Below are 12186 nucleotides of genomic sequence, written 5' to 3' on the forward strand. Positions count from 1 at the left end.
GGGCGGCGGCAGCGGCGGGATCAATCAACTGCAGGGGGACTGCTGTGTCGTTGAAAGCCGATCTGGATCAAATGCGCACCGTGGGTGGACATCTCAGAGGGCTCGCCGTCGAGGTCACCGGCATGAAGTTCGGACCGATGATGATGGGCACCGATTCGGCAGCCCTCAAGAGCGTGGGCGCGATGCAGAACATCCAGTACAACGTGCTCAACACGACGTTGATACCGACGTGTTCGGAGCGGCTCAGCGAGACCGGCGACATCATGATCAACATCGCCGACAAGTTCCAGAACGGCGACGAGAGCAAGCTTCTCGACGTCGTCAACACGTTCAACAAAGCCACCGGCACGTGGGGTGAATGACGATGGGCTTCACCAAGTCCCAGGTCCAGAACATGGACCCGAACGTGATCGGCAACATCGCCAAGGGCTGGGACGATCTCGGTACGAAGATCGAGCAGAAGTTCGACTCCTATGTGAACAAGGTCAAGAACACCGCCGACGGCGGCTACTGGGAGGGCAAGGCGGCGGAGGCCGCCCAGACCCGGGCCGACGCCGACCGCAAGGTCGCGGTGGGTCTGGTCGACGAGGTGCAGTCGGCGGCGAACACCGCGCGTGGGGTGCGCGACAACATCGTCACCGCGCGGACCAACGTGCTGAACAAGGTCTCGGCGATCTCGGGTGAGCAGTTTCTGGTGCACGACGACTGGTCGCTGACCGACCCGTCGGGCATCCAGGACACCGGACAGCGGGCCGCCCGGATGCGCCTGCTGGCCGGCGAACTCAAAACCCTCGTCGACGCCCTCGTCACCGCCGACGACAACGGCGCGACCACGATCAACAACCTCGCCTCCGGGCTGATCGCCAAGTTCACCGATCCCGCATCGCTGAGCGGTCAGCAGGGAACCTCCGACGGCAGCGCGATATTCGACGGGAACATCCCGCCGGATGTGTTGCAACGTTTGATCGAGGCCGGCTCGCTGACGCCGGATCAGCTCGCCGCGCTCCAGTCCGGCCAGCCGGTCGAGATCTCGGCATCGCAGATGGAATACATCAACGCGATGATGCGCTCGCTCGACGGGAAGACGCCGGAAGAGATCGAAGAGATGCTCAAGGGTCTTCCGCCGGAAGCCCGTACCGGCCTGGCCAACATGTTCCAGATCGCGTCCAACGGCCGCGTCACCGCGACCGTCGAGGGCAACTACGACGTCCCGACCAATGGCGGTTTCAACCTGCTGCCGCAGAAGATGCGGGATTCCCTCACGCGCAGTGACCTCGTGGAGAACGGTACGTTCACTGCGGGCGCCAGCACGGGATTCCCGGTCGTGTACGACACCATCAATGTCAATGGCGTCGGCACCAACCAGGCGATCGCGCGGATCGCCGGAATGAGCGACTCGAACATGCGGGCCGGATCCGACCTCGACCACAAAGTGCTCGACGTCGCGGGCAAGTACCTCGACGCACAGGTGCGCGCCGAAACGGGCGGCGACCAGATGATGTTCTCGATCGACGACCGCGGTGCCGATCCGAAGGAAGTCCAGATCACCGAGCCGATGTTCGGCGCGGTGGCCGACGACGAATTCGCCGTCGCCGCCGCGGTCACCAACCCCGACACCGGTGAGAAGTTGATCGGCAACATCTTCCAGCACGAGTGGCAGGACGACGGCAAGACCGTGTCGGCGCTGTTCGACACGTCCGCCGGTGACGCGGTGACGACGCCGGGAGATCCGGTCGACGCGAAAAACGCCGAACTGCACGGCGATATCGCCGAGGCGACGGCGGACTACATGTCCGAGCACAAGGCCGACCTGCTGCGGGTCCCCGGCTATGAGGACAAGATCTCGGCCGGCCAGCTGAACCCGGAACTCATGCGAAGCCTCGCCGACGACCTCGCGCCGTACTACAGCACCTTCGCCGGTGCCGAGACCATCCCCGGGGTCGACAACTTCGACGAGAAGAGCCAACTCGCCGACATGTACGCCGTACTTGCCAGCGATCCCGAGGCCGGGGCCAAGGCCGCGACGCACACCTACGCGCAGGAGAACGCGTTGGCCGCCGAGTACGGCAGCGGTGAGGCCGCGAGCACCTACGCCCAGATCGCAGGGCAGATGCACAGCGCGCTCGTCGACGGCACCGCCGATGCCAAGGCGTCGATGGACCGCAACGACATCTACAACGCGCAGTACGAGTACGCGCTCAACTCCGCGAATTTCGACACCGCGAAGTCGGTGGCGACCACCGCGTTCGACGCGGCCGGGATCAAGCCCGGCAAGTGGGCTGTCGACATCATCGCCCCACACGCCAAGCTCGAGCTGATGGGCATCGTCGATCAGCAGGCCGCGATGGATCCGAACAACGGCAGGCCCAACGACGTCGCAACGGGTCAGGTCGATTCCGACGTCACCGTGCAGAACATGCTCAACGGGCTGCAGACGGAGGACCCGTCGGTCATCGACGACCCGGCCTTCGCGGATCTACGTGAAACAGACGCCAACGGTGAGGTACGCCTCGTAGTCAACGGGCTCGACGATCAGCAGGCAGTCAAGGAGCGGCTGCGCGACCACTACGGCATCGACATCACCGAGTGGGAGAACGAGTACGACCGCGGTGCACGGGCCGGCCAGATCCAGACACCATCAGGGAATTGATGCGCCTGCGGGTTATCGCCGCGGCTCTGCTGGTTGGCGGCTGTACGACCCCACAACCGTCCGCTCCCCCGCCTGCGCCGGTCGATCCGCGGGCACTGTCGCATTTCACGATCGTGTGGAGTGATCCGGCCGGGCTGGATCTGCTGTCCGCCGAAGGCACGTATCTGCGGGCCAGCGTCGAGTCGTTGCGGCTCGCGGCGGCGAACAGCAACCGCGACGCCGCCTACCCGGGATTCTGGGAGACGCTGACCGGGCCCGCCAAGGACTATGCCGAGAGCTTCTTCGCCCTCGGACCCGACGATGCCCTGCACGGGGTCAATCGCTTCGAAGTGATCGGGGTCGTCGACCATGAGGACCGGCTCACCGCTGGGCTGTGCATCTACGAACGGCAACTAGGCGTCGAAGATACCGACGGCCGGTTCACGTTCAACCGCATGGGCAGCCATTACTGGGAATTGACGGTCGAGAAAGCGGGCGAAGCCACCCCACCGGCAGGCCAGCGAGGTCGAGACACCTATCCACAGGCCGCGATGTTCGGATCGTGGCGCACCGTCAAATGGGCGAGGCAGCCGGCGGACACCCCGAACCCATGCGGGGGGCGGCCCACGCCCGGTGTGGAACCCGGGGCCTGGCCTGCGCTGATGCCGGGCAGCCGACCATACGTGACCGAGGATGTCCCGACCGCGCCGAATTACCCCGGCTGGTCGAACAACGTCACGTGACGAAGTCGCTCGCGCGCCTGTCGCAGGCGTGTCGGAACCCGGCAACCGCCGGTGGCCACAGCGCGAACCACTAAACTGGTGAGGTTGCCGCCCCCGCGTACCGGGGTGCGGTGCGCCTGCATGCGGCCTCACACGGGGCCGCGGCTGACGAGCGAGGACTAGATGACAGACACCACCCTCCCACCGGGAGGAGACTCCGCGGACCGCGTCGAACCGGTCGACATCCAGCAGGAGATGCAGCGCAGCTACATCGACTACGCCATGAGCGTGATCGTCGGCCGCGCGCTGCCCGAGGTGCGCGACGGTCTGAAGCCGGTGCACCGCCGGGTGCTCTACGCGATGTACGACTCCGGGTTCCGCCCGGACCGCAGCCACGCCAAGTCGGCACGGTCCGTCGCCGAGACGATGGGTAACTACCACCCGCACGGCGACGCCTCGATCTACGACACCTTGGTCCGCATGGCCCAGCCGTGGTCACTGCGCTATCCGCTGGTCGACGGCCAGGGCAACTTCGGCTCGCCGGGTAACGACCCACCGGCGGCGATGCGCTACACGGAAGCGCGCCTCACTCCGTTGGCGATGGAGATGTTGCGTGAAATCGACGAGGAGACAGTCGATTTCATCCCGAACTACGACGGCCGGGTACAGGAGCCCACGGTTCTGCCGAGCCGGTTCCCGAACCTGCTCGCCAACGGTTCGGGCGGCATCGCCGTCGGCATGGCCACCAACATCCCGCCGCACAACCTGCGCGAGCTGGCCGAGGCGGTGTACTGGTGCCTGGAGAACTACGAGGCTGACGAAGAAGCGACGCTCGCGGCGGTCACCGAGCGCGTCAAGGGGCCCGACTTCCCCACTGCCGGTTTGATTGTCGGCTCGCAGGGCATCGAGGACACGTACAAGACGGGCCGCGGGTCGATCAAGATGCGCGGTGTCGTCGAGATCGAGGAGGACTCCCGCGGGCGCACCTCGATCGTGATCACCGAGCTGCCCTATCAGGTCAACCACGACAACTTCATCACCTCGATCGCCGAGCAGGTCCGCGACGGCAAGCTGGCCGGCATCTCGAACATCGAGGATCAGGGCAGTGACCGCGTCGGCATCCGAATCGTGGTGGAGCTCAAGCGAGATGCCGTCGCGAAGGTGGTGCTGAACAACCTCTACAAGCACACCCAGCTGCAGACCAGCTTCGGTGCGAACATGCTGTCGATCGTCGACGGGGTGCCGCGCACGCTGCGTCTCGACCAGTTGATCCGGCTGTATGTCGACCATCAACTCGATGTCATCGTGCGGCGCACCCGGTACCGGTTGCGCAAGGCGAATGAGCGGGCCCACATCCTGCGTGGTCTGGTCAAGGCGCTCGACGCCCTCGACGAGGTGATCGCGTTGATCCGGGCGTCGCAGACCGTCGACATCGCCCGGGCCGGCCTGATCGAGTTGCTCGACATCGACGACATCCAGGCGCAGGCCATCCTCGACATGCAGCTGCGCCGGCTGGCAGCCCTGGAGCGGCAGAAGATCGTCGACGATCTGGCCAAGATCGAGGCCGAGATCGCCGACCTCGAGGACATCCTGGCCAAGCCGGAACGGCAGCGGGCCATCGTGCGCGACGAGCTCGCCGAGATCGTCGAGAAGCACGGCGACGACCGTCGCACCCGGATCGTGCCCGCCGACGGCGAGGTGTCCGACGAGGATCTCATCGCACGTGAGGACGTCGTCGTCACGATCACCGAGACCGGCTATGCCAAACGCACCAAGACCGATCTGTACCGCAGCCAGAAGCGCGGCGGTAAGGGCGTGCAGGGTGCCGGGCTCAAGGCCGACGACATCGTCAACCACTTCTTCGTCTGCTCGACCCACGACTGGATCCTGTTCTTCACCACGCAGGGTCGTGTCTACCGGGCGAAGGCCTATGACCTGCCGGAGGCCTCGCGTACCGCGCGCGGCCAGCACGTCGCCAACCTCCTGGCCTTCCAGCCGGAGGAGCGCATCGCGCAGGTCATCCAGCTCAAGTCCTACGAGGACGCGCCGTACCTGGTGCTCGCGACGCGCAACGGCCTGGTGAAGAAGTCCAAGCTCGTCGACTTCGACTCCAACCGCTCGGGCGGCATCGTCGCGGTCAATCTGCGCGACGGCGACGAACTGGTCGGTGCGGTGCTGTGCTCGGCCGAGGACGACCTGCTGCTGGTGTCGGCCAAGGGCCAGTCGATCCGGTTCTCGGCGACCGACGAGGCGCTGCGTCCGATGGGACGTGCCACGTCCGGCGTGCAGGGCATGCGGTTCAACGAAGAGGACCGCCTGCTGTCGCTCAACGTGGTCCGCCCCGACACGTACCTGCTGGTCGCGACATCGGGTGGCTACGCCAAGCGCACCGCGATCGAGGAGTACACGGTGCAGGGCCGCGGCGGCAAGGGCATCCTGACGATCCAGTACGACCGCAAACGTGGCAGTCTGGTCGGAGCGCTGATCGTCGACGACGACACCGAGCTGTACGCCATCACTTCTGGCGGCGGTGTCATCCGGACAGCTGCACGTCAGGTGCGTAAGGCAGGACGCCAAACCAAGGGGGTCCGCTTGATGAACCTGGGCGAGGGCGACACACTGATTGCGATCGCGCGCAACGCCGAGGAGGGCCCGGATGCGGAAGGCGCCGAGTCCGACGAGTCGTGAGGGAGCCGCTGGGGTCCGACCGGGCCCCCGGCCTGAGCTAAGGAGCTGTTAGGTGAGTTCACCGAGCGAGCCGGGATACCCGCGCGCGGGCGACCGGCCGGGCAGCAGCACCAACGGCTCGGCGCCGGGTGGCGAGGTCGGAGCCGCGGGCAACGCCGCGTCGCGCGCGGGCGGCCACATCACCGATTCGGGCGACGTGCCACCGTGGCAGCGCGGGACGTCCCGGACCGCGCAGCAGCCGCCCGCGGAGGCGCGCGGCGACGGATCCCGCGGACCCAGCGGCGAGGCCCGGGCGCAGCGATTCGTCTCGGGACCGGAGACCGAGACCGAGCAGCAGCCGCGCCCGGCACCGCGCCCCGAGCCGCGGAACGAGCCTCGCAACGAGCCTCGGAGCGAGCCGGTGCGCCCCGAGGCGTATGCCAGCGAGCTGCCGGATCTGTCCGGCCCGGTACCCCGTCCGCCGCAGCGTAAGAGCGGCAACGACAGTGCACGGTCGTCGGGCCCGCCGACCACCCGGATCCAGGTGGCGAATCGCCCGCAGCAGGCCGGTCCCGTCCGGGCCAGCATGCAGATCCGGCGGGTGGACCCGTGGACCGTGCTGAAGGTCTCGCTGGTGCTGTCGGTGGTGTTGTTCTTCGTGTGGATGATCGCGGTGGCGTTCCTCTACCTCGTCCTCGGCGGGATGGGCGTGTGGAGCAAGCTCAACAGCAACGTCGGCGACCTGCTGACCAGTGCGAGCGGCAGCACCGGCGGCGAGCTCGTCTCCAGCGGCACGATCTTCGGCGGTGCCGCCCTGATCGGCTTGGTGAACATCGTCGTGCTGAGTGCGATGGCCACGATCGGTGCGTTCATCTACAACCTCACAACCGATCTCGTGGGCGGTGTCGAAGTGACATTGGCAGACCGGGACTGAGGGACGTCACCGCCGACGGAACCGATTTGGGTAGCCGACCACCATTGAGGTAATCTCGTCGCTCGGTCGTCCCCTATTTCGGGCCTATAGCTCAGGCGGTTAGAGCGCTTCGCTGATAACGAAGAGGTCGGAGGTTCGAGTCCTCCTAGGCCCACGAAGCCGGCATTGCCGGTGATCACCGAGAGGGTGCGCCATGCGGTTCGTGGTTCTGGCTGTGATCGTGGCCGCGACGGTGATCGTGTGGCGATCACGACACGGCGACGAAGTTTGGCACGAGGCGGACTAGCCACCTCGGCCAGTCGAGGGGCCTTAGCTCAGTTGGTAGAGCGCTGCCTTTGCAAGGCAGATGTCAGGAGTTCGAATCTCCTAGGCTCCACAAGTTGAATCAGCGGTTCAGAAGCGGTTTCGGTGTTCGCCACCGGGGCCGCTTTTCTCGTTCTCGCCCACACGTTGCCCACAATCTTCCTCAACATCAGACCCGTACAGGTGACCGGCTTCGAGCCCGTTCGGTGGTCGTCGACACGGATAGTCACCGAAACCGCGTATCGGGGTTGAGTTTTGCTTAGATAGGCGACATGCATCTCGATGACGCGCGATGACTGATTCCGGCGAGTACCCGCTAACGCCGAGGCAGCAGCGGGCCTGGCTGAATTTCATGCGGGTCTATCACCGGCTCGAATATGAGGTGAACCGTCATCTGCGCACCGAGTGCGGTCTCTCACTCTACGACTACACGGTGCTCAGTACGCTCTCGCGCGCACCGGATCGCCGCCTGCAGCTGACCACACTGGCCACGGTGATCGGGTGGGAACGCAGCCGGCTTTCTCACCATCTGATGCGGATGGCACGCCGCGGCCTGGTCGAGCGCACAACCTGTGACACCGACGGTCGCGGCACTGTCGTCGTCCTTACCGACGAGGGCTGGGACCGACTCGCCGACGCCGCCCCGGTGCACGCGGAGTGGGTACACCGGGCGTTCTTCGCCGATCTGGATCCCGAGCACGAGGATGCCCTCGCCGACATCCTCGCCGTTGTACACGAGAGTCTGTTGCGCGAGGGCACCTTGCCGCGTCCCGACCTCAGCTAGACCAGTTAAACCTGGTTCATGCCCCCGTCGACGAAGATCTCCGCACCTGTCATGAAGCTGCTCGCATCGGAGCCGAGGAACACCACCACGGCGGCCAGTTCGGCAGGATCGCCTAACCGCTTCATCGGGTTCGTTGCCAGACCGTCGAAGAACACCTGCCGCTGGTCTTCGTCAGGCACCAGTTCGGTGAGTCCCTCGGTCAGGATGGGACCGGGTGTGACCGTGTTGACCCGGAAGCCACGGTCGCCAAGCTCGGTGGCCCAGGTGCGGCCGAAGGACCGGATAGCAGCCTTTGCCGCGGCATAGGCACCGAATGCCGGGGTACCCCTGGTGGCCGCGGTGGAGCCGGACAGAACGATCGAGGCACCGGGATTGAGTAGCGGCAGCGTCTTCTGCACGGTGAACACCGTCCCGCCCACGTTGCGGTTGAACGTGTCGATGAGGTGTTCGGGTGTCTCGTCCTCCAGCGTGGCGAACTCGCCACTGCCGGCGTTGGTGAAAACGATGTCGAGGCCGGCGCCTGCGTCGCGGATGACCCCGACAAGTCGGTCCAGGTCCTCGGTGCTGGTGACATCGCTGGCAACACCGACGACACCGGAACCGAGCGAGGCTGCGGCGGCGTCGACGCGCTGTTGGGTACGCCCGGTGATGAACACCTTGGCGCCCTCGTCGGCGAAGGCTCGCGCCGTCGCATAACCGATGCCGGATGTGCCGCCGGTGATCAGTGCTGTTTTACCTTCGAGCTGAGCCATCTCGTCCTCCTGTTGTCGAAAACGCTTGTTGCGTGTCATATCCGGCAACTAGGTGACATGTCACGTTATTCCGGGACATGTCACCTATCCACTTGATAGCGTCGACTCCGTGACTCAGCTCGAGTACTCCGACTCCATCCACGTCGACATCCCGCCGGATGCCCTCTACGCCATCGTTTCCGATGTCACCCGTACCGGTGAGTGGAGTCCCATCTGCCGCGAGTGCTGGTGGGACGAGGACGGTGGGCCGCGCGTGGGCGCGTGGTTCACCGGACGCAACGTGACACCTGACCGCGAATGGGAGACCCGCAGTCAGGTCGTCGTCGCCGATCCAGGACGTGAGTTCACCTGGGAGGTCAACGACGGCTGGGTGCGTTGGGGCTTCACGTTGGAGCCAGAGGATGACGGCACCCGATTGACGGAGTCCTGGGCCTTCCTGGAGCCCGGAATCGCAGGCTTCCGCGAGCGCTATGGCGAGCGGGCCGACGCCGAGATCGCCGCGCGTAGCGAAGCGGCCCTGAGCGGGATACCGGCCACCCTCGCGGCCATCAAGGCCGTCGCAGAGGGCGCCTAGGCCCTACGGCTTCGGCGTGACTTCGACGCTCGGCGGCAGCGGCGAAGGCTCGGGGCGGGTCGAGCGTCGCACGATCGAGAACACGACCGCGCCGCCCGCCAGGACGGCTGCCGCGACCCCGGCGATGACGAGCGGACGGCGCCGCTTCTTGGGCGGTGCGGTGGCTTCCTGGATGACTTCCGGCAGCGCGGCGACCGCTTCGGCGGCCGCGGCCAGCTGGCGGCGCAGCTTGCCGGATTCGTAGCGACGGCGCAGCCCGTTCGCGGTTGCCTGTGCCGAGTTCAGTCCCAGACCGACGACGCCCCTGGTGATGTCGACCGGGCCGACCGCGGTGTATTTCAAACCGCGGGAAAGTCGTTGATGGGGGGCCAACCGGAGATCGGCGTTCGCGGTCATCTCGCACCTTTCTGAGCCATCGGGTTCCGACTGCCCGTCCAGCCTGCCATCTCGAACGCGGTCAGGTGGGTAAGTGACGGGTGCCGATGGGGGCGCGCGAGCGGGATGGCACACTGACATTCCGTGACGAGCCCCATTCAGACCGCAACCGCGACCCTGCACACGAACCGCGGCGACATCAAGATCGCCCTGTTCGGTAACCACGCTCCCAAGACCGTGGCCAACTTCGTCGGTTTGGCGCAGGGCACCAAGGACTACAGCACCGAGAACGCGTCGGGCAGCACGTCCGGGCCCTTCTACGACGGGGCGATCTTCCACCGGGTGATCGACGGCTTCATGATCCAGGGCGGCGACCCGACCGGCACCGGTCGCGGCGGCCCGGGATACCAGTTCGCCGACGAGTTCCACCCGGAGCTGCAGTTCGACAAGCCCTACCTGCTGGCGATGGCCAACGCCGGGCCGGGCACGAACGGTTCGCAGTTCTTCATCACGGTCGGCAAGACCCCCCATCTGAACCGCCGCCACACCATCTTCGGCGAGGTTGTCGACCCGGAGTCTCAGAAGGTCGTCGATGCGATCGCATCGACTGCGACCGACCGGGGTGACCGCCCCACCGAGCCGGTGGTGATCGAGTCGGTCACGGTGTCATAGCCACGGCCTGACCCGCATACGCAACAACGCGACGTCCCCGTCCGCGGGGACGTCGCGTGTGTGTGCGGGATTTCTTTCAGTAGCCGGCCGCTTTGAGGGCGTCGAGAACGTCGAGCGGGTCGGTGCCCAGGTCCCACCGAGTCATGACGAGCAGCCGATCATCGGCCGTGTCGATTTCGAGCAGGCGGACCTTGCGGGCGATGCGCCGGAACTCGGTGATGCGGATCGAACGGACGTCATTGCGCCGAAGTATCCGGGTGCGCGACCAACCGCGAACAGTGAGACCGTCTTCGCTGATTGCCAGTTTTGGCCGGGCGCGCCAGGAGAACGTTGCAAAGGTGAGCAATCCCACGGCGGCAATGCCGGCAAGAACACGTCCTGGCGGATCTGTGATCAGGGTCACAGCTGCGATAGCCATCATAAGTCCGGCTATGCCGCAACCTGCGATTCCAGCGGTCGGAGGCCCCCAACTAGTTTGCTGCACGGGCTGTGCACACCCTTTTACCGTTACTAATGAAGTTATCCACAGGTGCTATCCCCAATGGGGATGAATCACAACGGTGTGATTGAGCGTCCGGGACGTTGCTAAACCGGTAACGCACGGAACGTAAGATGAATTCATTATGATGCCGTCTCGACTCAGCGCCAGCGCATCGTGAGCAACAGACCGGTGATCATGAAAGCAAAGGCGATCGCGTAGTTCCACGGACCGAGATCGGCCATCCACTGGAGGAACGACGGGGTGTCGATCGGATTGGTCGCGGCGAGCTGGAACACCAGGAGCCAGATGAGGCCGAACAGCATGAGGCCGATGAACAGCGCGACGAACCAGACGCTGGACGGTCCGGCTTTAACCTTGACCGGTGTCCGGCTCACCGGCTTGATGGTGAAGTCGTTCTTTTTGCGGACTTTGGACTTGGGCATGGGTACCTTCGCGGACAGTCGGCGTCACACGGTGCGACGATGAAGCAGGATGCTTCACGAGCCTAACGTAGCTGCACGTCCGGAAGAGGAGCCGATGGACCAGCCCCGTCGTTCCCCGTGGCGCTTCGGCGTCCCGGTGGTGTGCCTGCTCGCGGGCCTGCTGCTCGCCGCGACGCACGGCGTCTCCGGCGGAGACGAGATTCGCCGCAGCGACGCTCCGCGCCTGGTGGACCTCGTGCGGGAGGCTCAGCAGTCCGTGGACCGGCTGACCGCTAGGCGCGATTCGCTGGCGACGGAGATCGACAGCCATCACGGCGGCTCCCCCAGCTCGCATGCCGCGCTCGACGCGATCACCGCGCGCAGCGCCGAATTGGCCGCAGCCGCCGGGATGGAACCCATCCGCGGTCCTGGCCTTGTGGTGACGCTCACCGACGCCCAGCGTGACGCTGAGGGCCGGTTCCCCCGCGATGCCGCACCCGACGACCTCGTCGTGCATCAGCAGGACATACAGGCCGTCCTGAACGCCCTGTGGAGCGCAGGCGCCGAGGGCATCCAGATGCAGGATCAGCGCATCATCGCGACCTCCGCACCGCTCTGTGTGGGTAACACCCTGCTGCTCAACGGCCGCACCTACAGCCCGCCGTACGTCATCACCGCGATCGGTGACACGGCGGCCATGCAGGCCGCGCTCGCCGCCGCACCGCTCGTCACGCTCTACAAGCAGTACGTGGTCCGGTACGGCTTGGGCTACGTCGAAGAACCGCGGGCCCAGGTCGAACTCGTCGGGCACACCGAGCCCGTGCGGATGCGCTACGCGAAACCCGCAGGCCCTATCGGCTACTGAGCCGGT

The 12186-nt window shown here is 65.8% G+C and carries 13 protein-coding genes and 2 tRNA genes; 11 read left to right on the top strand and 4 right to left on the bottom strand.

From position 1 onward, the window contains the following. The first annotated feature begins 44 nt into the window (after nucleotides 1-44). The 8 genes from AWC31_RS07165 to AWC31_RS07200 all read left to right on the top strand — a co-directional run bounded on the left by AWC31_RS07165 (nucleotide 45) and on the right by AWC31_RS07200 (nucleotide 8039). Nucleotides 45-362 (top strand): hypothetical protein, encoded by a 318-nt coding sequence (locus AWC31_RS07165; protein WP_067849891.1) that lies wholly within the window; start codon nucleotides 45-47, stop codon nucleotides 360-362. A gap of 2 nt (nucleotides 363-364) precedes the next feature. Next, the gene (locus AWC31_RS07170) at nucleotides 365-2650 is read left to right on the top strand and encodes a TPR repeat domain-containing protein (RefSeq protein ID WP_085143611.1); all 2286 of its coding nucleotides are present in this window, start codon (nucleotides 365-367) and stop codon (nucleotides 2648-2650) included. After that, on the top strand, nucleotides 2650-3372 hold the full coding sequence (locus tag AWC31_RS07175; RefSeq protein WP_085143612.1) for a hypothetical protein: 723 nt from the start codon (nucleotides 2650-2652) through the stop codon (nucleotides 3370-3372). The genes AWC31_RS07170 and AWC31_RS07175 overlap by 1 nt, the downstream gene beginning before the upstream one ends. A gap of 162 nt (nucleotides 3373-3534) precedes the next feature. Continuing rightward, complete coding sequence (gene gyrA, locus AWC31_RS07180; RefSeq protein WP_085143613.1) at nucleotides 3535-6039, top strand: DNA gyrase subunit A; 2505 nt, start codon at nucleotides 3535-3537, stop codon at nucleotides 6037-6039. Between the two features lie 52 nt (nucleotides 6040-6091). Then, complete coding sequence (locus AWC31_RS07185; RefSeq protein WP_085143614.1) at nucleotides 6092-6952, top strand: DUF3566 domain-containing protein; 861 nt, start codon at nucleotides 6092-6094, stop codon at nucleotides 6950-6952. Between the two features lie 80 nt (nucleotides 6953-7032). Further along, nucleotides 7033-7106: transfer RNA gene (locus AWC31_RS07190), tRNA-Ile, on the top strand. 149 nt (nucleotides 7107-7255) lie between these two features. Further along, nucleotides 7256-7328: transfer RNA gene (locus tag AWC31_RS07195), tRNA-Ala, on the top strand. Nucleotides 7329-7547: 219 nt separating this feature from the next. After that, entirely contained in the window at nucleotides 7548-8039 is a 492-nt protein-coding gene (locus tag AWC31_RS07200; RefSeq protein ID WP_085143615.1) for a MarR family winged helix-turn-helix transcriptional regulator, read from the top strand. A gap of 5 nt (nucleotides 8040-8044) precedes the next feature. Here the strand turns inward: AWC31_RS07200 and AWC31_RS07205 are convergent, their stop codons facing one another. After that, on the bottom strand, nucleotides 8045-8791 hold the full coding sequence (locus AWC31_RS07205; protein WP_085143616.1) for an SDR family oxidoreductase: 747 nt from the start codon (nucleotides 8789-8791) through the stop codon (nucleotides 8045-8047). A 109-nt stretch (nucleotides 8792-8900) separates the two neighbouring features. Between AWC31_RS07205 and AWC31_RS07210 the strand changes: the two genes are divergently transcribed. Beyond that, nucleotides 8901-9365 (top strand): SRPBCC family protein, encoded by a 465-nt coding sequence (locus AWC31_RS07210; protein WP_085143617.1) that lies wholly within the window; start codon nucleotides 8901-8903, stop codon nucleotides 9363-9365. Nucleotides 9366-9368: 3 nt separating this feature from the next. On the opposite strand, the gene cwsA is transcribed toward AWC31_RS07210, so the two are convergent. Then, nucleotides 9369-9761 carry a cell wall synthesis protein CwsA gene (gene cwsA / locus AWC31_RS07215; RefSeq protein WP_085143618.1) on the bottom strand — a complete coding sequence of 131 codons (393 nt, stop codon included), beginning with the start codon at nucleotides 9759-9761 and terminating at the stop codon, nucleotides 9369-9371. Nucleotides 9762-9884: 123 nt separating this feature from the next. On the opposite strand from cwsA, the gene AWC31_RS07220 reads away from it, so the two are divergent. After that, a complete protein-coding gene (locus AWC31_RS07220) occupies nucleotides 9885-10412 on the top strand; it encodes a peptidylprolyl isomerase (protein ID WP_067849847.1) in 528 nt (175 codons plus the stop codon). 76 nt (nucleotides 10413-10488) lie between these two features. Here the strand turns inward: AWC31_RS07220 and AWC31_RS07225 are convergent, their stop codons facing one another. Next, nucleotides 10489-10896, bottom strand: coding sequence for a PH domain-containing protein (locus AWC31_RS07225; RefSeq protein WP_085143619.1), 408 nt, complete (start codon nucleotides 10894-10896; stop codon nucleotides 10489-10491). Between the two features lie 155 nt (nucleotides 10897-11051). Next, entirely contained in the window at nucleotides 11052-11336 is a 285-nt protein-coding gene (crgA, locus tag AWC31_RS07230; RefSeq protein ID WP_067849843.1) for a cell division protein CrgA, read from the bottom strand. 94 nt (nucleotides 11337-11430) lie between these two features. Here crgA and AWC31_RS07235 point away from each other — a divergent pair, with 94 nt between their 5' ends. Next, nucleotides 11431-12180 (top strand): DUF881 domain-containing protein, encoded by a 750-nt coding sequence (locus tag AWC31_RS07235; protein WP_085143620.1) that lies wholly within the window; start codon nucleotides 11431-11433, stop codon nucleotides 12178-12180. Nucleotides 12181-12186: the final 6 nt, after the last annotated feature.

The sequence above is a fragment of the Mycolicibacterium wolinskyi genome, assembly GCF_002101965.1.
Classification (GTDB): domain Bacteria; phylum Actinomycetota; class Actinomycetes; order Mycobacteriales; family Mycobacteriaceae; genus Mycobacterium; species Mycobacterium wolinskyi.

What these genes read in the sequence shown, in the direction of transcription:
- gyrA (WP_085143613.1), top strand. Translation starts at nt 3,535, where the DNA reads ATGACAGACACCACCCTCCCACCGGGAGGAGACTCCGCGGACCGCGTC.
- AWC31_RS07175 (WP_085143612.1), top strand. Translation starts at nt 2,650, where the DNA reads ATGCGCCTGCGGGTTATCGCCGCGGCTCTGCTGGTTGGCGGCTGTACG.
- AWC31_RS07170 (WP_085143611.1), top strand. Translation starts at nt 365, where the DNA reads ATGGGCTTCACCAAGTCCCAGGTCCAGAACATGGACCCGAACGTGATC.
- AWC31_RS07200 (WP_085143615.1), top strand. Translation starts at nt 7,548, where the DNA reads ATGACTGATTCCGGCGAGTACCCGCTAACGCCGAGGCAGCAGCGGGCC.
- cwsA (WP_085143618.1), bottom strand. Translation starts at nt 9,761, where the DNA reads ATGACCGCGAACGCCGATCTCCGGTTGGCCCCCCATCAACGACTTTCC.
- AWC31_RS07205 (WP_085143616.1), bottom strand. Translation starts at nt 8,791, where the DNA reads ATGGCTCAGCTCGAAGGTAAAACAGCACTGATCACCGGCGGCACATCC.
- crgA (WP_067849843.1), bottom strand. Translation starts at nt 11,336, where the DNA reads ATGCCCAAGTCCAAAGTCCGCAAAAAGAACGACTTCACCATCAAGCCG.
- AWC31_RS07235 (WP_085143620.1), top strand. Translation starts at nt 11,431, where the DNA reads ATGGACCAGCCCCGTCGTTCCCCGTGGCGCTTCGGCGTCCCGGTGGTG.